This window comes from Streptomyces sp. NPDC054883, assembly GCF_053610645.1.
Genome location: NZ_JBSGYT010000038.1, coordinates 26,903 through 47,839, shown reverse-complemented (window position 1 = coordinate 47,839; position 20,937 = coordinate 26,903). Strand labels below are relative to the sequence as shown.

Here is a 20,937-nt window from a genome sequence, read left to right as displayed (position 1 = left end):
CGGGCGGCGGCGGACGGGGCGGCCGCGCTGCCTGGACGGTCCGGCGGGGGCGACCGGGAGGGCAGCGCACCTGCCCCCGGCCAGGTCCGAACGCACCTCCCGCCGGTGATCGCCGCCGGAAAGGCTGTGGGCGGACCTGATGCACTGGCCGTAATACGAAGGAGCGAGCAATGGCGACGTACCTCACCCCGGGCGTGTACGTGGAGGAGGTGCAGTCCGGTGCCCGCCCCATCGAAGGGGTCGGCACCGCCGTCGCCGCGTTCGTCGGGTTCGCCCAGAGCGGGCCCTTCCACGAGCCGACGCTGGTCACCAGCTGGGACCAGTACACGCAGCACTTCGGCGGCTTCACCGAGGGCGCCTACCTGCCCCACTCCGTGTACGGGTACTTCGCCAACGGCGGCGGCGCCGCGTACGTCGTCCGCATCGGCGGGTCCGGCGCGGACGCCTCCGCACCGGCCGCCACCGGCGGACGCCCCCAGCCCCGCGCCGTGGAGCCGGTCGAGCTCGGCGGCTTCCTGGTCGCGGCCCGGCCGGGCGTCACCGGAGTGTCCGTGGAGATCGCCGACGCGGACGGCGAGAACCCGCCCGAGGACCGCTTCAAGGTCCTGGTCCGCCAGGGCGACCAGGTCGCCGAGACCTACGAGGCGTCCGCCCGCAAGAACGTCAAGGGCTACCTCGTGGCCCTGGCCCGCACCTCGAAGCTGATCGAGGTCACCGAGCAGCGGGGCGCGGTCCAGACCCGGCCCGCCGGCCAGACCGTGGCCGTCCCGGACGCCGCGGCCGCAGCGCCCGCTCCGGCCGGCCAGGGCGGCGGCGTGGCCCGGCTCGACCCGGCCGAGTACGTCGGCGACGCGGGGGCCCGTACCGGGTTCGCCGGCCTGGAGACCATCGACGAGATCACCATGGTCGCGGTGCCGGACCTGATGAGCGCCTACGAGCGCGGCGACATCGACTCCGAGGGCGTGCGCACCGTGCAGCTCGCGGTGATCTCGCACTGCGAGCAGATGGGCGACCGGGTGGCGGTCCTCGACAGCCCGCCCGGGCTCTCCGCGCAGCAGGTCCGCAGCTGGCGCAACGACGAGGCGGGCTACGACTCCCGCTACGCCGCCCTCTACTACCCGTGGATCCGGGTCTTCGACCCGGCCGCCGGGCGCAACGCGACCGTCCCGCCGAGCGGTCACATCGCCGGTGTGTGGGCGCGCAGCGACGCCGAGCGCGGTGTCCACAAGGCCCCGGCCAACGAGGTGATCCGTGGTGCGGTGGACCTGGAACTGCGCCTGAGCAAGGGCGAGCAGGACCTGCTGAACCCGATCGGGGTGAACTGCGTACGGGCCTTCCCCGGCCGGGGCATCCGGATCTGGGGTGCCCGCACCTTGTCCTCCGACCCGGCCTGGCGCTACCTGAACGTGCGCCGCCTCTTCAACTACCTGGAGGAGTCGATCCTCCTGGGCACCCAGTGGGTGGTCTTCGAGCCCAACGACGACCGCCTCTGGTCGAGCATCCGGCGCAACGTGACCGCGTTCCTGACCGAGGAGTGGCGAAACGGCGCGCTGTTCGGGCGCACGGCGGCTGAGGCGTTCTACGTCAAGTGCGACCGGGACAACAACCCGCAGGAGTCGATCGACCTTGGCCGGGTGATCTGTGAGATCGGCGTGTCGCCCGTGAAGCCCGCGGAGTTCGTGGTGTTCCGGCTGGCCCAGTTCTCCGACAGCACGAGCCTCGTCGACGAGTGACCCGCGCGACCGCCACATTCGTTTCCAGCAAGGAGAGGTGACAGACAGTCATGGCAGAGGGCGATGCTCTTTCCACCCATATCTTCGGCGTACAGCTCGGTGGTTACCTGGTCGAATCGGTCCAGGAGATCAGCGGCATGACCGTCGAGGAGGAGGTGGTCGAGGTCCGTCAGGTCAGCAAGGACGGCAAGCAGATCATCCGCAAGCAGCCCGGCGCCCGCCAGGCCGGCGAGGTCACGATCACCCGGGGACTCGACAAGAGCAGCGAGTTCACCAAATGGATCAAGGAGACCCTGAACAACGGGGCCGTCGACACCGCGCGGCAGAACCTCACCATCGAGATCAAGGATTCCACGGGCGAGACGGTCCGCCGCATCCAGCTGATGAACGGTTGGGCCTCCAAGTGGGAGGGCCCCTCCCTCAAGGCCGGCGAGTCCGCCGCGGCCACCGAGTCCGTGACCATCGTGTTCGAGGAGATCGTCGTCGAATGAGGCGGCGTACGGTGACGGCGGGCAGCCTGGAGGAGATCCTCCAGGTCACGGCGCCCGCCACGACCCCGGAGCAGGCGGCGGCACCCCCCGCCGCCGCTCCGGCGGCGGCGGCGCGACAGGACCACGGGCTGCGGACGGAGTTCGAGTTCGAGCTGCCGCGCGGGTACGTGGACGAGGCGGGCACCGTGCACCGGCACGGGTCGATGCGGCTGGCCACCGCCCGCGACGAGCTGCGCCCGCAGATCGACCTGCGGGTCAAGGAGAACCCGGCGTACCTGAGCGTGGTGCTGCTCAGCCAGGTGATCACCCGGCTCGGCACCATCACCGACGTGCACGCCGGGGTCGTGGAGCGGATGTACGCGACCGACGTGGCGTTCCTCCAGGACTTCTACCGGCGAGTCAACAGCGAGGGCCACACCCGCGCGGCGGTCACCTGCCCGCACTGCGAAGGCGGCTTCGAGGTCGACCTGTCCGGTGGGCGCCTGGGGGAATCGTGACGTACGCGCTCCCCCGGCTCAGGGAGGAGATCGCGTACATCGCCTACCACTTCCACTGGCAGCGCGACGAGATCCTCGACCTGACCCACGGTGAACGGCAGGAGTGGGTCACCGAGATCGCACGTATCAACACCCGGGTCAACGAAGGCGGTTGAGCAGATGGCATGGCGGGACAGGCTGCGCCGGCGTGCCGCGGCCACCCCGGTGGCGGCGGCCTCCGGTACGGCGTCGGCCGCGGCTGCCGCCGCACCGGCCGTCGGCATGCCGGCCGTCGGGGTGCCCGGCGACTGGGACGGCGGCTGGCGCAGGACGGCGCCGCCCGTGCTGACCGTGTCCCGCGCGCCGATGGGCGTCAGCGACGGGCTCGCCTTCCGGGCCGGCCTGGCCGCGTGGCGCGACCCGTCGTTCGACACCGGGCTCGCCCACGCCCTGCTGCCGACCGCCCCGGCCGGTCTCGTACGCGGCGTCGCCCGCCCCGCCACCGCCGACCCCACCCACACCGGCGGCGGCCCGCTGCTGCTGCGGGCGCTGCGCCGCCCGGACGAAGCGGAGGCCGCGCCGGGGGAGCAGACGCCGTTCGAGCCGGTACGCCGGTCCGGCGCGGCGGCGGTCGCCCGTGCCACCGCGCGTGGCGGCCCGGCGGCCACGGAGCCCGCCGCATCGCGCTCGCCGAGCCGGGGCCGGGCCGTACGGGGCTCCGCCTCGCCGTCGCCTGGTGCCGACCGCTCGGGTCCGCCTGCCGGCGGCGCGCCGGGCCCGGTCGCGGGGCGGGCTTCGGTCCGTGGCGGCGCGGGATCCGGGACCCCGGGTACGCCGACGCCCGCACAGCGGGCCGTGTCGGGGGCGCCGGACTCCGCCTCGCCGTCGCGCGGTTCGGCCGGCTCGGGCGGCCCCGCCGGTGGCACGCCGGACCCGGTCGTCGGGCGGGCTTCGGCCCGTGGCGGCGCGGGATCCGGCAGGCCGGGCGCGCGCGGTGCGGCTTCGTCGGCGGACGTTTCCGGGCCGGGTTCGGTACCGCCTGCCTCCGCCATGGGCACCCGTGGCGGCGCGCCGGGCCCGGTCGTCGGGCGGGCTTCGGCCCGTGGCGGCGCGGGATCCGGGACCCCGGGTACGCCGACGCCCGCACAGCGGGCCGCGTCGGGGGCGCCGTCTACTGGGCGGGCCGTGCCGGGCTCCGCCTCGCCGTCGCGCGGTTCGGCCGGCTCGGGCGGCCCTGCCGGCGGCACGCCGGGCCCGGTCGTCTCCGGGCCGGACCGGCCCGGGCCGGGTTCCGTACCGCCCGCCTCTGCCATCGGCTTCCGTGGCGGCGCGCCGGGCCCGGTCGTCGGGCGGCCCTCCGCCCGTGGCGCGGCCGCGGCCGCGGACGATTCCGGGCCGGGTTCCGTACCGCCTGCCTCCGGAGGTGACCGCTCGGGTGCGCCTGCCCTCGCGCGGGCCTCCGCCCTCGGCGGCGCGCGGGCGGCGGGCGGGACGGCTACCCGTGGCCTCACGCCCACGCACTCCGCAGCGGTGCTCGGCACGCCGCCCGCTGCCGTACAGCGGGCGGGCGCCGGCACCGCCGTGTCCCCGGACGCGCCCGGCCGTACGCCGACGCCCGCACGGTTCCCGCTGGTCCGCCGCATCGCGGTGGTCCCCGGAGCAGCCGCCGAAGCCGCCCCGGCCCAGGGTGCGTCCGCCGGGCCCGTCCCCGCCTCCGCCACAGAATCCGGATCCCGGTCCGTCCCGGCCGACGCCGGCGCCCGTCCCCGCCGCACGGGCGGGGAACGGTCCGCCCAGCGGGCCGTGGCGTCCGGGTCCGCCCCGGCCGCCACCGAGTCCCGGTCACTCCCGGCCGACGCCGGCGCCCGTCCCGGCCGTACGGGCGGAACCCCATCGGTCCAGCCCGCTTCGGCGGGCCGACCGGGATCCACGCGAGCCCCCGGCACAGCAGGATCCGGGCATGCACCGGGCGTTGCCGGGTCCCAGGGCGGTCGACCGGGAGCCGGGTCCGTGCCCGAGGCGGCCGCCGTGGTGCGGGCGCGCGCAGTCGGCCGGTTGCTGACCGTCGCCCGGGTGCCCGCGACGTCCGGGCGGCGCGTGGCCGTCGTGCGTCCCGCCGTTCCCCCGGTGGTCACGCCGCCCGTGCAGCGTGCCGGCAGCCGCGCACCGCTCGGCGCCCCCCTGGCCGAACTGCCGCCCACCGCGGTGCCGTCGGCCCCCGGCGCAGTCGCGGTCACAGCCGGCTCCGCTCCCGCCCCGGCGATGCCCGTGGTCCAGCGCCGGGTGGAGCCCGGCGACGGTGCGCAGCTCCACGCGGACCGCCCCGAGGCGCCTCGCGGGCCCGGCGGCCCGGGCGGAGCCAAGCCGCGCGTACGGAGCGGGCTGGGGGCGCCGCTGCCCTCGCTGCCGCCGACCGCCTCGGTGCCCACCGCCGCGCGGCCCCTCTCCCGTGCCGACGTACAGCGGGCCCCGCTGCTGGGGGAGCGGGGCGGCGTACAGCGCCGTCCCGCCGCGCCCGCCACCGCACCGGACTCCCCGGTCGCGTCCCCGGTCGTCCGGCGGGCCACCGCACCGGCCGGGACCGGCGTCGCCCCTACGGCACCGCACCTCTCGGGCCACCCCGACGCCCCCGCCGGGTACCGGCGCGCCGGCCGGCCGGCTCCGCCCGTCGTTACCCCCGCCGGCACCGAGCGAAGCGGAACTCCGCCCCACCGGCACACCGTCCAGCTCCTGGCGGCGCGGCCGCTGACCCTCGGCAGCACCGGTGACATGGGGAGCGCCGCCGCCCCCGCACCCCGCCCGGCGCAGAGCCGTCCCGTCGTCGCGGCACGCTGGCCCGGCCCGCCGCCCGCCCCGCCGGTCCAGCGCGCAGCGCCCGGCCGGCCGGCGCCGACGCCCGCGATGCCCGTGCGTGCCCCTGCCGCCGCCCCCGTCGTACGCCCGGAGCCGGGCCGCCACCCGGCGTCCGTCCCGGTCGCGGCGCCCGCCGCCCGGCTGCCCGTGACCGCCCCGCAGGCGCCGCCGCTCGTGGTCCAGCCCGCCCCGGCCGGGCCGTCGGCGCAGCCCGTCCCCGTGGTGCGGCCCAGGACGACGTCCCCGGCCGGCCGGCCGGCGGACCCGCCGTCGGTGCAGCGCGAGACGACCCGCAGCCGGGGCAACGGCAAACCCGCACCGGCCCCGGAGGCCACCGCCCCCGCCCGACCCGGGAGCACACCACAAAGCAGCGGCGGCGGCGGCGACCTCGACCTGGACGATCTGGCCCGCCGGCTGCTCGACCCGGTCGCCCGCCTGCTGCGTACCGAACTGCGGCGCGGCCGCGAACGCGCGGGCAGGCCGTTCGACGGCCGCCGCTGAGACGCACCCCGCCGAGAACACGTACGAACGAGAAACGGACCACGGACCGATGACGGACAACATCTTCGCGACCAGCGTGTTCTTCCGGCTGGCGATCGGAGGCAACGACCTCGGCGCCTTCCACACCTGCTCCGGCATGGGCGCCGAGGTCGAGCTGGAGAGCTACGCCGAAGGCGGCAACAACGGCTTCACGCATCAGCTGCCCGGCCGCGTGACCTGGTCGAACATCACCTTCACCCGGCCCGTCACCGCCGACACGGCGAAGATCGGCCGCTGGCTGGACGAGACGCTGCGGCGGGTCGAGCCCAAGGACGGGGAGATCGTCGCCCTGCGCCCCGATCTGAGCCGGATCATCAGCTGGCAGGTGTTCGGGATAGTCCCGGTGCGCTGGCAGGGCCCGTCCTTCGACCCCGCCAACTCCGAAGCGGCGGTGGAAACCCTGGAGATCGCCCACGAGGGCCTGCTCCCCTCCTGACCACCCCGCCCCCCGTCCCCCGCTCCGGAAGGAACCCCACGGCCATGGCCTCATCGGCACGCGCCAGCCGCGCCCGGGCCCAGCTCACCCTCAAAGAGCCCCCGGCCTCGGTCGGGGCCAAGCCCGGCGGGACGATCGCGAAGCTCGACCTGCAGTTCAACCCCTCCACCCTCCAGCTGGGCAAGACCACCGAGTGGCGGCGCACCCCCTCCCGGATGGCCGGCCAGTCGGCCCTGCCCGAGTTCGTGGGCAGCGGCCCGCGCACGCTGAGCCTGGAGGTGTTCCTGGACGCCACCGCCAAACACGACAACTCGGTGGAGCAGGCGGTGGAGAAGCTGATGAAGGCCTGCGTGCCGACCCCGGCCAGCCTCGGCCGCAAGAAGCCGGCGAGCCCCTGGGTGCGCTTCGAGTGGGGCAGCGCGCGCACGACGTCGTTCGACGGGGTGCTGTCGAACCTCTCGGTCTCGTACACGCTCTTCGACGTGGACGGCAAGCCGCTTCGGGCCACCTGCTCGCTGTCCATCGAGGAGGCGAGCGTCGATCCGCCCGGCCAGAACCCGACGTCGGGCGCGCGCACCGCCCGCAGTACGCACACGGTGGTGGCGGGCGACAGCCTGGCGATGCTGGCCTGGCGCGAGTACGGCGACGCGACGGCCTGGCGCGCCATCGCGGAGGCCAACCGCATCGACGACCCGATGGCGCTCGTCCCCGGATCCGAACTCGTGGTGCCGGGCTTGCAGGACACGGACGGCGCGGAGGAGCAGCGGTGAGCGGAGCCGAATCCGGGGGCCGGTCGTTCGCGGCGGACCCGATCGTGGAGTCGCCCGGCGAACTGGCGCCGATCTGGGCGGCGCAGCTGGTGAGCTGCGTGGTGGACGAGAACGTGGGCCTGCCCGACACGGCGGTGCTCACCTACCGCGACCCCGATCACGAGTTCCTGCGCGCCACCGGGATCACCATCGGCAGTCCGCTGCGCGTGTCGGTGATGACCGTGAAGGGCCAGGCGCGGGAACGGCTGTTCAACGGCGAGGTCACCGCCCTGGAGATCGACCGGGACCGGACCGGCTCGTTCACCGTCGTACGTGCCTACTCCAAGGCGCACCGCCTCCAGCGCGGTCGCAGGGTGGTGGCCTACCGGAACATGACGGCCGCCGCGATCGTCCGCAAGGTGGCCGCCGGCGCCGGGCTGGCCGTCGGGAAGGTGGAGGCGGCGCCGGTGACGTACAAGCAGCTGTCGCAGGCGAACGTTTCCGACTGGGACTTCCTGCAGTACCTCGCGGCCGAGAGCGGCGCGCTGGTGCGCGTCGACGACCAGGGCCTGCTCCAGTTCACCAAGCCCACGAAGGCCTCCGGGGCACCAGCCCCGTCGACGTCGGCCGCGCGCAACCCGATGGTCCTGGAGTACGGACGCAACCTCCTCGCCCTGCGCGCCGCGCTGTCGGCCGCCGACGGCGCCTCGAAGGTGCAGGTGCGCGGCTGGGACGTGACCACCAAGCGGCCGCTGGTCGCCGAGCAGCCGTCCGTGGTCAGCGACACCGTGCTCCCGGGCCTCAGCCCCCAGCTCGGCGCCCGGTTCGGGAAGTCGGCGGTGGCCGTCACCGACACTCCGTACCGTACGCAGGCCGAGACGGCGGCGGTCGCGAAGGCGGCGGCCGGCCAGGTCAGCGCCGGTTTCGGCGAGCTGGAGGCGGTGGCCGAGGGGAACCCGATGCTGCGCGCGGGCAAGCCGGTGGCGCTCGGCAACGTGGGACAGGCGTTCTCCGGCCGGTACACGGCGACGGCCGTGCAGCACGTCCTGGAGCCGCACGGCGGCTACCGCACCACCGTGTGGGTCAGCGCCAGCCCGGACCGCTCCCTGGCCGGCCTGGTGACCGGCGCCAACGCGCCCGGGCGCGGCCCGCGCATCCCCGGTCTGGCGATCGGCGTGGTGACGGACGTACGCGAGCCGAACGGCTCCCAACGCGGCGCGGTCCGACTGCAGTTCCCCTGGCTGGACGACACGTACGTCACCGACTGGGTGCGCACCGTCCAGTGGGGCGGCAAGGGCGGCGGCGGTGTGGTGAGTCCCGAGGTCAACGACGAGGTGCTGGTCGGCTTCGAGCAAGGGCTGCTCGACAGCCCGTACGTCATCGGCGGCCTGTACAACGGCGTGGACCAGCCCTCTCCGCACGACGTGCCGCTGATCGACAAGACCAGCGGCAAGGTCAACCGCCGCTCGGTGGTGTCGCGTTCGGGCCACCGCGTGGAGCTGCTGGACGCGCGGGCGCCGGGGCCCTCCGGACTGCGGCTGGTGACCGGGGACGAGCGGCTCGAAGTGCGCATGGACGACCGCCGGGACCGGATCGAGCTCACCGTGTACGCGGGCCGGGGCCGCCCGCTGACCTCCGTCCTCCTGGACAAGAACGGCATCACGCTGGACGCCCGGCAGGGCACCGTGAAGGTGTCCGGCCGACAGGTGGACATCGACGGCACCGCCGGGGTCAGCATCGGCGGCCGGTCGGTGCAGGTGAACGGAAAGTCGGACGTCACCATCAACGGCGGGCTGCTCGGCGTCCTCAAGGCCCGCCTCATCCGCATCAACTGACCTTCCCTCCTCCCCTCCCGCGACCTCTCCTCCCACGACCGCTTTCCCCTAGGAGCACCCGATGCCAGCCGCAGCACGTACCGGCGACCCCACCAACCACGGTGGCCGGATCGGCACGCCCCCGCCCGGCGCCGCCGCGACGGTGGCGACGGTGCTGATCGGCGGCCTGCCCGCGGCCGTCGTGGGCAGCCTGCACGTCTGCCCGGTCGTGCCGCACGCGGCCCTGGGCCCGGCCAACGTACTCGTACCGAACCCGGCCGCGGCCACCGCGGGCGTGGTGCTCATCGGCGGGCTGCCCGCCGCCCGGGCCCGCGACCAGACCGCCTGCGGCGCGATGGTCCTGACCGGCGCCCCCACCGTCCTGATCGGCGGTGTGTGATGAGCGAGCGGTTCATCGGACGCGGCTGGGCCTTCCCCTTGCGCGTCGGGCCGACCGGGGGGATCGCCATGGTCGAGCGGGAACGGGAGCTGGAGGAGGCCATCCGCCTCGTGCTCGGCACCGCGCCCGGCGAGCGGCCGATGCGGCCCGAGTTCGGCTGCGGCATCCACGAGTACGTCTTCGCCCCCGGCGACGGCGACACCGCCGGGCGGGTCGCCCAGCAGGTGCGCGAGGCGCTGGAGCGGTGGGAGCCCCGGATCGCGGTGGACGAGGTCGCCGTGGCCTTCGACGCCGTCGAGGCCGGCACCCTCTACATCGATGTGCACTACACGGTGCGCACCACCAACGACCGGCGCAACCTGGTCTTCCCCTTCTACACGATCCCCTCCGAGGAGGGGGCCGAGGAAATGGTCGCGGACTGATGGCCCTGCCCTCCCCCAACCTGGACGACCGGCGGTTCCAGCAACTCGTCGACGAGGCGAAGCGGTACGTGCAGCAGCGCGCCCCGGAGTGGACCGACCACAACGTCTCCGACCCGGGCGTCACCCTGATCGAGACCTTCGCGTACCTCGTGGACCAGCTGCTGTACCGGCTGAACCGGGTACCGGACAAGAACTACCTGGCGTTCCTGGACCTGCTGGGCATCCAGCTGTACCCGCCGTCGGCCGCCGTCGCCGACGTCGACTTCTGGCTGTCGGCTCCGCAGCCCGAGACGGTGACGCTGCCCGCCGGCACCGAGGTGACGACCGCGGCCGGCGAGAGCGATCCGCAGACCGACACCGAGGCGGTGGTCTTCGCGACCACCGACGACCTGCGCATCGTGCCGAGCGAGCTGACGCGCCTGGTCACCGCGCCCCGTACCGGTGACGTGACCGACCGGACCGGGGCGCTCGCCGAGGGCCTGGACATCCCCTGCTTCCAGGCGGCGCCCGAGCCCGGCGACGCGCTGTTGTTCGGCCTGCCGACGGCGGTACCGCGCTGTGTGGTCGCGGTACGCCTCGACAGCCGCGTCGAGGGTGTCGGCGTCGACCCGCGCCAGCCCCCGCTGGTGTGGGAGGCGTGGGACGGCGGCCGGTGGCAGCGCTGCGAGACCGGCGACGACAGCACCGGCGGCCTGAACCGGCCCGGCGAGGTCATCGTGTACGTGCCCGCCGGGCACACCGCGTCGCTGATCAGCGGGATCCGCGCGGGCTGGCTGCGCTGCCGGGTCACCGAGGCGGAACCCGGCCAGCCGTTCTACTCGGAGTCCCCGACCGTCCGCGAGGCCGAAGTGTTCACCGTCGGCGGCACCATGGCCGTGGAGCACGCCGAGCGGGTGGCCGACGTACCGCTCGGCGCGTCGGAGGGGGTGGCCGGGCAGACGTTCCGGCTCGGCCGGCCGCCCGTACTGCTCGACGGGGAGCCCCCGGTGGTGGAGGTGTCCTCCGCGGAGGGATGGCAGCGCTGGGACGTGGTGGAGCACTTCGGCCGCTCGGGGCCCGAGGACCGGCACGTCCGCGTGGACGCCACGACCGGCGAGTTCCTGTTCCCGCCGGTGCTGCGCGAGGCCGACGGCACGCTGCGCCCCTGCGGCGCCGTACCGCCCAAGGGCTCGCAGGTCCGCGTGGCCCGCTACCGCACCGGCGGCGGCCCTGCGGGCAACGTCTCCCGCGGCGCGATCTCCGTCCTGCGCAGTTCCGTCCCGTACGTCGCCCGGGTCGTCAACCGGGAGGCGGCGCGCGGCGGCGTCGCCGGGGAGAGCATCGACAACGCCAAGCTGCGGGCCCCGGAGACGCTGCGCATGCAGGAGCGCGCGGTGACCGCCGAGGACTACGAGATCATCGCCCGCCAGGCGGCGCCCTCGGTGCGCCGCGTCCGCTGCCTGCCCGACCGGGACGGCGGGGGAGGCGCGGGCGCGGTACGGGTCCTCGTGGTGCCGGACGCGGTGGCCGACGAGGGAGACCGGCTGCGCTTCGAGCAGCTGATCCCCTCCGACCAGGTGCTCACCGCGGTCACCACGAGCCTGGACGAACGGCGCCTGATCGGCACCCGCCTGATCGTGGAGCCGCCCGTCTACCAGGGCGTCACCGTGGTGGCCCGGCTGTCGGCGCCCGAGGCGGACGCCGACCGGGTCCGGGACGCGGCGCTCGCCGCGCTGTTCCGCCACCTCAACCCGCTGCGCGGCGGGCCGGACGGCACCGGCTGGCCGTTCGGGCGGCCGGTGCAGTACGGCGAGGTGTTCGGCGTGCTGCAACGAGCCATCGGCGACGTGCTGGTGGAAGAGATCCGGATGTTCGCCGCCGACCCGGTCACCGGGCGGCGCGGCGCCCCGGTCGACCGGATCGACATCGGCGCGGGCGCGCTGGTCTTCTCCTACCAGCACCAGGTGGTCGTGACGACGCACGAGCCGGAGGCGCGCGGATGAGCCGGGCCGCCGTCCCGGGCCTGCCCAGCCGGTACCCGATCGGCGAGCAGCTGCCCGCGCTGTACGCCGAGGACGACTTCGCGCAGCGGTTCACGGCGGGGCTGGACACGGTCCTGGCCCCGGTGTTCGCGACCCTCGACAACCTGCCCGCGTACTTCGACCCCCGGCTGGCGCCGGCCGACTTCCTGTCCTGGCTGGCCACGTGGGTCGGCGGCACCGACGACCCCCGGTGGCCGGTCGGGCTGCGCCGCGAGGCGGTGGCCCGCGCGGTGGAACTGCACCGCCGGCGCGGCACTCGGCGCGGCCTGGTCGAGGCCCTGCGGCTGGTCCTGGGCGTCGTAGCCGAGGTCAGCGGGGACGGCGGGGCCGCGTGGTCCCGTACCGCGGGTGCGGAGCTGCCGCCCGCGCCGGCCGGGGAGGTCCTGGTACGGGTGTGGCCGCTCGCCGGGGGTGGCGCCCACGAGGTGGACGCGGACCGGGTGCGCGCGCTGGTCCGCTCCCTCTGCCCGGTCCACACGGTCTGCCGGGTCGAGGTCCTGCCGGGCCCGCCCGAGGGTGAAGGAAGGTGACGGCGATGCGCGCGTGCCCCGTGTGCGGTGCCTCGAACGGCCCGACGGACGACTTCTGCGGCAATTGCGGCTCCTACCTCGGCTGGTCGCAGCCCGCCGCCACGCGGGAGACGCCGCCGCCGGAGCCGGGCGGCGCCACCCCGGCCCCCGCGGCGCCGCCGACCGAGCCCGCGCCGGCCGCGGCGCCGGCCGACGGCGCCCCGACCGACCCCGCGCCGCCGAACAGCCCCCCGCCGCCGCGCACCACGCCGCCGGCCGACCCCGTACCCCCCGCAGGTCTGGGGCACGCCGCCGCGGAGGCCGCGGCCACGCCGGCCGGCTCCGCGCCGCCCGCGGGGCGGCCGGCCGCCGATCCGCTGCCCGTGCGCCCGGCGAGGGCCGTCGCTCCGCGGCCGGTCGTGAACGCGCCCCCGGTGGGCGACGACGTGGACGGGGTGCCCTGTCCCTCCTGCGGTACGCCCAACCCGCCCGACCGTCGATTCTGCCGCCGTTGTGCGACGCCGCTGACGCCCGGCACCGTCGCGCCGCCCCTCCCCTGGTGGCGGACGATCTGGCCGCTCCGCCGCCGCACCCGCGCGGGCTCCGGCCGGCTGGTGCGCTTCCTCGTGATCCTGGCCGTCGTACTGGCCCTGTGCGCCGGCGGGTTCCTGCTGCTGCCGGCCGGCCGCCGGCTGATCGAGGACACCCGGGACAAGCTCGGCAAGAGCAAGGCGGTGACCGCGACCCGCGTCGAGGCGACCGCCGAGCTGCCCGGGCACCCGCCGGCCGGCACCACCGACGGGCTCAGCAACCGCTACTGGGGCGCGCCCGGCCCCGGCGTCTCGGTGACGTACACCTTCGCCAAGCCCTTCCGCCTGGTCGGCGTGATCGTCACCAACGGCGCCTCGCCTTCCCCGGAGGAGTACGCGCGCCAGGGCCGGGCGCTCCGGATCGAGATGGAGGTGACGGTGCGGGACGGCGGGACGGTCCGCAAGAGCCTCGCCCTCAGCGACAAACCGGGCCCGCAGACCTTCACCACCGGCATCAGCGACGCCACGTCGACCCGGCTGACGCTCGACGCGCCCGCCGGACTGGACCAGGGCCGCCATCTCGCCCTGGCGGAAGTGGAGTTCTTCCAACGCGCCTGACGCCTGCCCGATGCCGTGCAGCCACGATTCCCCCGGCCCTACTGGTCGGTGTGGAGCGCGGTGCGCAGCGTCGCTGCGGCCATGGTGATGGCGGTGTCGGCTGCGGGCGTCGCGCGCAGCGCGTTGAGCATCACGAAGTCGTGGATGACGCCCTGGAAGCGGACGGCGGTGACGGGGACGCCGACGGTGCGCAGTTTGTTGGCGTAGGCCTCGCCCTCGTCGCGCAGGACGTCGGCTTCGGCGGTGATGACCAGGGCCGGGGGCAGGCCGGTGAGCTGGTCGGTGGTGGCGCGCAGCGGGGAGGCGGTGATCCGGGCGCGGTCGGCTTCCCCGGTGGTGTACTGGTCCCAGAACCACTGCATGCCGTCGCGGCGCAGGAAGTAGCCTTCCGCGAACCGGTGGTAGGAGGCGGTGTCGAAGGCGGCGTCGGTGACGGGGTAGAAGAGGACCTGCTGGCGCAGGTCCAGGCCGCCGCGTTCTTTGGCCATGAGGGTCAGGGCGATGCTCATGTTGCCGCCGACGGAGTCGCCGGCCACCGCGATCCGGGTGGCGTCGAGCCGGTGGGCGGCGCCGTCGGTGACGATCCAGCGGGCCACGGTCCAGTTCTGCTCGATGGCGACGGGGTAGCGGTGTTCGGGCGCGAGGTCGTATTCGGGGAAGACCACGGCCGCCCCGGCGCCGACGGCGAGTTCGCGTACGAGCCGGTCGTGGGTGCGGGCGTTGCCGAACACCCAGCCCGCGCCGTGGATGTAGACGATGGCCGGCAGCGGGCCTTCGGCGCCCGCCGGGCGGACGATCCGGGCCCGCACCTCGCCGGTGGGGCCGCCCGGGACGGTCACCCATTCCTCGTCGACGGCGGGCGCCTCGACCTGGCCCGACTGGACCTCGTCGACGGCCTTGCGGCCCTCGGCCGGCGGGATCTGGAAGAGGAACGGCGGCTTGGCGGTGGCCTCCGCGAAAGCGGCAGCGGCCGGCTCCAGGACCGGACCTGCACTCTGCTCAGTCATATGGGCTCCAGGGCATGGATCGCCGAGGGCGGGCATGTGTCCCTCAGCCGTCGTGGTACCCGCCGTCCGGCAGGCACCACCGCAAAATAGCGCCGCCGACGTCTCCGGCAGGTGACGCGGACGGTCGCCGCGCCGCCCCCGGCCGCCACAAGGGAATCCCGCAAGACGGTCGTACCGGTCGACGGCTGTGCGACAGCGATGGAGCCGCAGAGGCCAAGAGCGCTGCTGTGGTCGTCCCGTGGGCCGCTGTGGCGGCGGGCCGCACGGAACGCGGCGATCCCGGCCCGGGGAGCGTGCCGAGCGAGCCGGGTCCCGGGCCGGGCCGCGGCCGGCCGAGACGGCGGGTGGTGACCTCAACGAGGTGAGGACGAACCAGGACGCGGGCGCGGGCAGAGCGCGCAGATCGGTGGGGCGGGGGGACAGCGCCGAAAGCGGCAGCCGGCCCGGAACGCGGCGTCTTCCCGTGGGCGGTGGCCGGCACCGCCGCGCTGATCCGGCACGCCGCAGTCCCGGGGTGGACGGACGCCGAGCGGTGGAACACCGACCGGGGCCGTCACTCCGTCGCTTTGCGTGCCCGTCGCTGCGGCCGGCTCCCGTGCCGGGTCCGTACGACCAGGGCGATCGCCGAGGCGGCGAACAGCCCGGCGGTGATCAGCAGCCACCGGGCCAGGAAGCCGTCGGCGGGGAGGGCGGTCGCGGCGGTGTAGTGCCCGACCTGTTCGAGGATCAGCGGCCACCAGACGAGCAGCAGGACACCGGAGACGAACGCGGGTACCCGGACGTGGTTCACGCTCGCCCGCGGCCCGGTCCGCCCGTCATCGGGCCACCGGCTGAACAGTGCCCGCATCGCGCGGTCGGTCACCGAGTACAGGGGGAGCAGGACCAGGTCGTGCAGGAGGGCCGCGCCGACGAACCAGACGGCCACGCCGACGGGGTCCCCTTCGAACAGGCGCAGGCCGGCGTAGACCGCGAGGGCGAAGGAGGCCAGGACGAGGACCAGGTGCAGCGGGGAGGCGCCGTAGCGGCGGCGGAGGGCGGCCCGGGCGCTCATGCCGGCTCTCCGAAGGTCAGCCGGGTGACCCACTTGGTGTTGTGCACCCCGGGGGCCCCGGGGACGATGATCCGCGCCGGGTGGCCGTGGTCGGGGGAGAGGGGCGCCCCGTTGACCCGGACGGCCAGCAGCGAGCGGCTGTCGCGGACCTGGTTGTCGCGCAGCACGGCCGCACTGAACGAGCCGCCGCGCTGCACGGATTCGACCAGCACCCGAGGGGTGCGCACGCCGAGCCCGACGAGGGCGGCCAGCTCGGTGAGCCGGACTCCGCTCCACCGCTGGTCGGGCGTCGACCAGCCTTCCACGCAGGCGATCGGCAGGGCCGACTCGTGCTGCGGCATGGCCAGCAGCTGCTGGTACGTCAGGTCCACCTGCCGTCCGGCGCCGCGTACGGTCAGCCGCCAGGCAGGACCGATGTCACTGGGCCGGACGCCGACCGAGGCGGCGGTCTTGTTGATCTGGAAGCCGTTCGGGCCCCGGCCCGGGTCCCGGCCGTGCGGTGCCAGCAGCGCGGTCCGCCGCCACCATCCGCCGACGCTCTGCCCCGCCGTGACCACCAGCAGGGCCACCGACCCGAGGCCGACCATGGCCACGGCGCCCCGGCGCGAGATGCTCGGCGCCGCCGGCCGCGGCGACACCAGCCCGGCGGCCTCCTCGGAACCCGCCGAGGGTCCGCCCGGACGGCGCCCGACGGCCCGCAGCGCCCTGGGCAGCCGGAACGACACGTGGACCACGAAGGCGCCGATGAACACCCACGCCCCGTAGAAGTGCAGCGTGTAGAAGGACCCGGGGAAGATGTAGTGCAGCTGTACGTTGAGGATCCCGGTGACGAACTCGAAGCCGGCGCCACCGACCAGCAGGAGCAGGGACACCCGGTCCAGGGCGTGGCCCACCGAGCGGACCGGAGGCCACTCGAACAGCTTCGGAATGACCGACCACAGCTTCGCCAGCAGTACCGGCACGAGCACGATCCCCAGCGTTACGTGGACGCCCTGGGTCAGCCGGTAGAGCCAGTACGGGGAAGTCGGCCAGGAGAACAGGTAGAAGCCGAGCCATCCCTTGTCGGGAGTCTCGTCGTTGACCGCCGCCAGATCCGGGTTGTACGCCGCGTACGACAGCAGACCGGTCACGAACAGCACGGTGATCCCGCACAGCAGGACCAGCCCGAACACCGCGGTGAGCCACGGCCCCCGCAGGGGGCTGCGCCAGAACCCCGGACGCGCGGGTCCCGGGGGAGGGCCCGCGGACCCGGCGGACGCCACGAGTGCGCGTACCCGGGCCACCGGCCCCGCCTTCGTCTTCTCGGCGGCGGCGGGCTTCCCGGGTGGAGCGGCGCTCCCCGACGGGCGGCCGGTCGGCGCGCCGTCGGCGCCCCCGGACGCGTGTCTCCCGGGGTGCCGTGGTGTGCCGCCCGTGGGCTGCCCACTGCCGTGCCCACCCATCAGGTAACCTCCGCCCACGGCTGTCCCGTGCTCACCGGAGAGCCACTCTCACCGAGAACCTCCAGATCAGGGCGGTCCGGCACGGGTGACACGCCGGATACGCCCTCTTGGGTCACCGGCCGCGAGCCGCAGCCGCCGCCGGGACGGAAGCACCCCGCGCGGCCCGCCACGGCGCCGCCCCGCCCTGGCCGCCGACCTGCGGGCACCGGCCCCTCTGAATTCCTGCCGCGGCCGCACGAGCAGGTCCGCATGTGCGGGCGCGAAGGGCCGGAAGTAAGCTATTGGGGGCCGGCGATTCGAATGGTGACGGCGTCCGCCGCCCCCGTCGCCGAACCCGGAAGCAGCGAACACGTATCCGGGTTGCAACGCCACCTCAGCCTCGCTGGTGCACCGCCTCGGCGTGCCGAGCCCGCTCGAGAACGGGCCCCGCCGCAGTTGCAGCCCGCTTACCGGCCTACAGGTACTGGCGCCCCAGTCCGCGCAGCCACAGATGCCCGAAGGTGAAGGAGGCGGACCGGATGCACCGCATCGGACACCGCAGAGCGATGGCCACACTGGCGCAGCCCCCGGAGGAGATCGGCCGGGCGGGCTGGCTCTTCATCGGTGCCGCGACGATGGCGGCGGGAGCGTTCTTCCACGCCGTCGCGGGCTCCGTGGAGATCGTCAGGGAGATGCTGGGAGGAGAGCCACCGGCCGCGCCCGAACCGGGTGGTGAGCCGGCCCGGCACCACAGGGCCGAGCCGCAACTGGACGGGTGGATCGTCTTCGGAGCCGTCTTGCTGGGGGCGACCACGCTCTTCCACGCCGCAGCGGCTCTGGTGAAGGTCATCAAAGGGCTGCGGGAGCACGGCCCCGGAGGGACAGGCGGATAGGCCCGGGCTCCCGGATCCCGTCCCCGGGATCCCGTCCCCGGGATCCCGTCCCTGCTACGCATGTCGTCCGTGGCCGGACAGCGCACCCCCACGGCCGCGCCCCCAGCGGGTCAGTACGGCCGGGCGCGCTTGGCGAAGGCCGGTGCCAGTTCGTTCCGCGAGGCGCTCGGGAAGGCGACGGTGTCCGGGTCGCCGTCGGAGACGTAGCGGTTCTTCCCGGCTGCGAGCTTGTCCAGCCAGCGCGACGAGCCGAACTCGGCGTCCTCGTCCTTGGGCCCCGCCGAGCGGATCCGGGGGATCGCGCCGGGGGTGAACGCCTTGGCGAACGGCGAGACCGAGGGGTTGGCCCCGACGAGGTACACCCCGTCGTAGCGGTAGCCGGTTCCCCGTACGGCGACGCCCTCCGGCTGCGGCATGGCACCGAAGGGCAGCGCGAGCGAGGTGACCCGGGTCCCCGGCGCGGCCTTCTCGATCGCCTGCTGTCCGGCGTAGATCGCCCGCGTCGCGCCCGCCTGGTCCAGGGAGCGCAGGTTCTCGTGTCGGTCGGTGTGGTTGGCGACCTCGTGCCCGTGCTCCTTCAACCAGGTCAGGGCCTTGGCGGAGCCCGTGGCGGAGAAGGCGTCCGCGTTGACGAAGAACGTCGCCACCGGCTTGAACGCCGGGTGCTTCTTCGCCGTCTCCGCCAGGATGGCGACGGCGGTGTCCGGGGCCGGGGTGCCGTCCGGGCCGAGGCGCACCTGGCTGTTGGTCGAGTCGTCGAAGGTGAGGACCACCGGGTGGGTGCCGGCCGGGATGTCGATGCGGCCCGTCTGGAAGTCCCGGGCGGTCACCGGTACGTAGTCCTCGCGGGCGAGGCGCTCCAGCTCGGCCCGGAAATCGGCCGGGGTGCGGTCGTAGACGCTGGCCGGCTTCTCGGTGAGCTGGTGGTACATCAGCACCGGCACCTGGCCGAGTTCATTGGCGCCGACCTCGGCCGGGGCCTTCGCGGCGGCCGGGCTGACCGCCGCCCGGGGGGCGGCCGCACGGCGTTCCCCGGCGGCCGGTGACGGTCCGGTGGAACAGCCGGAGACGAGCAGGGCGGCGCCGGCCAGGGCGCCGAGCGGGATGAGCGGGTGGCGCATGAGAAGCCCTCCAAGGCGGACGTGTCGCGCCATACCTACCTGCGGGAGGAGCCCGGATACCGCACTGTCCCCTGGGTGGCGTAGCCGCCACGCCGGGACGGAACGCCGCCGTTCGTATGAAATACGGGCGGAAAGGGACGACCGGCACACCGTGCGGCAATGAATGGAGGCAGCATCCGGCCCACGGCACGAAGGACGTCATGATGTCGCCCATACGCATATCGAACCCGATCCCCTCCCTCCGCCGCCCAGCCCGTAAGGGCGCCCTGATAGCGACGACCGGGGCGCTCGCGCTGGCCGGAGCGGGAGTCGGAGCCTGGACGTTCCTCGCGCCGGGTCCGGCCATCCAGGGTCTGGGCGACGGCGCCGTCCTCGACGGGCGCAAGGCCGCGCAGGTCAGCGCCTACCTCGCCGCCGACGAGGCCGGCGGCAGGGAGAACCTGCACGCCACCCTGGACGGCGCGGCGGTCCCCGTCACCGCCGAGGGCGCCCGCCTCAGACTGGGCCTCACGCACCTCAAGGAGGGCCGGCACACGCTGGTGGTGGAGGGCGACAGCAGTCTCCCCTTCGCCTCGTACCGCAAGACCCTCGGCTTCAGTGTGGACGCCACCGCCCCCGAGCTGAAGGTGGCCGACCCCCAGATCAAGAACGCCGCCGCCCCCGTGACCATCACCGGCAACGCCTCAAAGGACGCCGAGGTGACCGTCAACGGCAAGAAGGTGCCCCTCGACAAGGCCGGGGCCTTCAAAATCACGATGCCGAAGGGCACCCCCCTCGTGACGGTCACCGCAGTGGACCGCGCCGGGAACACCACCACCAAGAACGTGTCCGGCCGGGGACGCCGCCCCCTGATCCGGGCCGCGCACATCACCGCCATCGGCTGGGGCGACGACACGCTGCGCGGCGGCATCCTGGCCCTGGTCCGCAGCGGCAAGCTCAACGCCGTCGAGCTGGACGTCAAGGACGAGGACGGCGAGGTCGGGTACGCGTCCCAGGTGCCACTGGCCCGCCGGATCGGCGCGGCGAAGGGCTACTACGACGCCCGCAAGGCGATCGCCGAGATCCACGCCGCGGGCGCCCAGGTCATCGGCCGCATCGTGGCCTTCCGCGACCCCAAGCTCGCCGCGGCCTCCTGGAAGGCCGGCCAGCGCGACCAGCTCGTGCTGACCCCGGGCGGACAGCCCTACGACGGCGGCCACTACGGCGCCCTGTCCTTCACCAACTTCGCCAACCCCGCGGTCCGCAAGTACAACCAGGACCTCGCCGTCGAAGCGGCCCGGCTCGGCTTCGACGACATCCTCTACGACTACGTGCGCCGCCCGGACGGCCCGCTGACGCACATGCGCTTCCCCGGCATCGGCAGCGCCACGCCCGAGCAGTCCATCACCTCGTTCGTCGCCGACACCCGGACCGCGCTGCGTCCGCACGCCAAGTACCTCGGCGTCTCGGTCTTCGGCATCGCCGCCACCCGGCCCACCGAGATCGCCCAGGACATCGGGGCGCTGGTCAAGGTCACCGACTACATCGCACCGATGGTCTACCCGTCCCACTGGGGGCCGGGGGAGTACGGCGTCGCACAGCCCGACACCGCCCCGTACGCGATCGTGCAGCGCTCGCTCGCCGACTTCGCCCGCCAGGCGAAGGGCACGCAGACCGAAATCGTGCCCTGGCTCCAGGACTTCTCGATGGGCAGCACCTACGGGCCCGCCGAGGTGGCCGAGCAGATCAAGGCCGCGGCGGCCAACAAGATGAACTCCTTCATCCTGTGGAACGCCGGTGCCCGCTACCAGGGCGCCGCGCTCCAGCAGATCACGGCGCACTGACGGAGCCGGCCGCCCGGATCCGGACGGCC

General features: G+C 74.7%; 19 protein-coding genes. 15 read left to right on the top strand and 4 right to left on the bottom strand.

The genetic code is table 11. From position 1 onward, the window contains the following. Positions 1-170: 170 nt before the first annotated feature. The 13 genes from ACWGH1_RS25075 (at position 171) to ACWGH1_RS25015 (ending at position 13,592) form a co-directional block, all read left to right on the top strand. A complete protein-coding gene (locus tag ACWGH1_RS25075; RefSeq protein ID WP_453356392.1) occupies positions 171-1,733 on the top strand; it encodes a phage tail sheath family protein in 1,563 nt (520 codons plus the stop codon). 50 nt (positions 1,734-1,783) lie between these two features. Further along, on the top strand, positions 1,784-2,224 hold the full coding sequence (locus tag ACWGH1_RS25070) for a phage tail protein (RefSeq protein WP_190184833.1): 441 nt from the start codon (positions 1,784-1,786) through the stop codon (positions 2,222-2,224). Beyond that, positions 2,221-2,721 carry a hypothetical protein gene (locus ACWGH1_RS25065; protein WP_453356391.1) on the top strand — a complete coding sequence of 167 codons (501 nt, stop codon included), beginning with the start codon at positions 2,221-2,223 and terminating at the stop codon, positions 2,719-2,721. The genes ACWGH1_RS25070 and ACWGH1_RS25065 overlap by 4 nt, the downstream gene beginning before the upstream one ends. Then, entirely contained in the window at positions 2,718-2,876 is a 159-nt protein-coding gene (locus ACWGH1_RS25060; protein ID WP_167739575.1) for a DUF6760 family protein, read from the top strand. The genes ACWGH1_RS25065 and ACWGH1_RS25060 overlap by 4 nt, the downstream gene beginning before the upstream one ends. Positions 2,877-2,880: 4 nt before the next feature. Continuing rightward, positions 2,881-6,054, top strand: a complete 3,174-nt coding sequence (locus ACWGH1_RS25055) for a hypothetical protein (RefSeq protein WP_453409012.1) — start codon at positions 2,881-2,883, stop codon at positions 6,052-6,054. Between the two features lie 49 nt (positions 6,055-6,103). After that, positions 6,104-6,529 (top strand): phage tail protein, encoded by a 426-nt coding sequence (locus ACWGH1_RS25050; RefSeq protein ID WP_453355178.1) that lies wholly within the window; start codon positions 6,104-6,106, stop codon positions 6,527-6,529. Positions 6,530-6,573: 44 nt separating this feature from the next. Beyond that, positions 6,574-7,299: a CIS tube protein gene (locus ACWGH1_RS25045; RefSeq protein ID WP_453409011.1), complete on the top strand. Its 726-nt coding sequence runs from the start codon at positions 6,574-6,576 to the stop codon at positions 7,297-7,299. Next, positions 7,296-9,113, top strand: coding sequence for a VgrG-related protein (locus tag ACWGH1_RS25040; protein ID WP_453355180.1), 1,818 nt, complete (start codon positions 7,296-7,298; stop codon positions 9,111-9,113). Before ACWGH1_RS25045 ends, ACWGH1_RS25040 begins: the two co-directional genes overlap by 4 nt. Positions 9,114-9,174: 61 nt before the next feature. Beyond that, positions 9,175-9,492 carry a PAAR domain-containing protein gene (locus ACWGH1_RS25035; protein WP_190184826.1) on the top strand — a complete coding sequence of 106 codons (318 nt, stop codon included), beginning with the start codon at positions 9,175-9,177 and terminating at the stop codon, positions 9,490-9,492. After that, on the top strand, positions 9,492-9,914 hold the full coding sequence (locus ACWGH1_RS25030; protein ID WP_453355181.1) for a GPW/gp25 family protein: 423 nt from the start codon (positions 9,492-9,494) through the stop codon (positions 9,912-9,914). The genes ACWGH1_RS25035 and ACWGH1_RS25030 overlap by 1 nt, the downstream gene beginning before the upstream one ends. Then, a complete protein-coding gene (locus ACWGH1_RS25025; RefSeq protein ID WP_453355182.1) occupies positions 9,914-11,896 on the top strand; it encodes a putative baseplate assembly protein in 1,983 nt (660 codons plus the stop codon). The genes ACWGH1_RS25030 and ACWGH1_RS25025 overlap by 1 nt, the downstream gene beginning before the upstream one ends. Next, positions 11,893-12,465: a phage tail protein gene (locus ACWGH1_RS25020; protein WP_453355183.1), complete on the top strand. Its 573-nt coding sequence runs from the start codon at positions 11,893-11,895 to the stop codon at positions 12,463-12,465. The genes ACWGH1_RS25025 and ACWGH1_RS25020 overlap by 4 nt, the downstream gene beginning before the upstream one ends. Positions 12,466-12,470: 5 nt before the next feature. After that, positions 12,471-13,592: an NADase-type glycan-binding domain-containing protein gene (locus ACWGH1_RS25015; protein ID WP_453409010.1), complete on the top strand. Its 1,122-nt coding sequence runs from the start codon at positions 12,471-12,473 to the stop codon at positions 13,590-13,592. A 38-nt stretch (positions 13,593-13,630) separates the two neighbouring features. On the opposite strand, the gene ACWGH1_RS25010 is transcribed toward ACWGH1_RS25015, so the two are convergent. The 3 genes from ACWGH1_RS25010 to ACWGH1_RS25000 all read right to left on the bottom strand — a co-directional run bounded on the left by ACWGH1_RS25010 (position 13,631) and on the right by ACWGH1_RS25000 (position 16,912). Next, entirely contained in the window at positions 13,631-14,599 is a 969-nt protein-coding gene (locus tag ACWGH1_RS25010) for an alpha/beta hydrolase (protein WP_453354651.1), read from the bottom strand. A gap of 553 nt (positions 14,600-15,152) precedes the next feature. After that, positions 15,153-15,650, bottom strand: a complete 498-nt coding sequence (locus ACWGH1_RS25005) for a hypothetical protein (RefSeq protein WP_453354650.1) — start codon at positions 15,648-15,650, stop codon at positions 15,153-15,155. Continuing rightward, complete coding sequence (locus ACWGH1_RS25000) at positions 15,647-16,912, bottom strand: molybdopterin-dependent oxidoreductase (RefSeq protein WP_453354653.1); 1,266 nt, start codon at positions 16,910-16,912, stop codon at positions 15,647-15,649. Before ACWGH1_RS25000 ends, ACWGH1_RS25005 begins: the two co-directional genes overlap by 4 nt. 698 nt (positions 16,913-17,610) lie before the next feature. Here ACWGH1_RS25000 and ACWGH1_RS24995 point away from each other — a divergent pair. After that, a complete protein-coding gene (locus ACWGH1_RS24995; RefSeq protein WP_453354649.1) occupies positions 17,611-17,964 on the top strand; it encodes a hypothetical protein in 354 nt (117 codons plus the stop codon). 110 nt (positions 17,965-18,074) lie between these two features. On the opposite strand, the gene ACWGH1_RS24990 is transcribed toward ACWGH1_RS24995, so the two are convergent. Further along, positions 18,075-19,085, bottom strand: coding sequence for a polysaccharide deacetylase family protein (locus ACWGH1_RS24990; RefSeq protein WP_453354648.1), 1,011 nt, complete (start codon positions 19,083-19,085; stop codon positions 18,075-18,077). Between the two features lie 200 nt (positions 19,086-19,285). Here ACWGH1_RS24990 and ACWGH1_RS24985 point away from each other — a divergent pair, with 200 nt between their 5' ends. Continuing rightward, positions 19,286-20,908 (top strand): putative glycoside hydrolase, encoded by a 1,623-nt coding sequence (locus ACWGH1_RS24985; RefSeq protein ID WP_453409009.1) that lies wholly within the window; start codon positions 19,286-19,288, stop codon positions 20,906-20,908. The last annotated feature ends 29 nt before the right edge of the window (positions 20,909-20,937 follow it).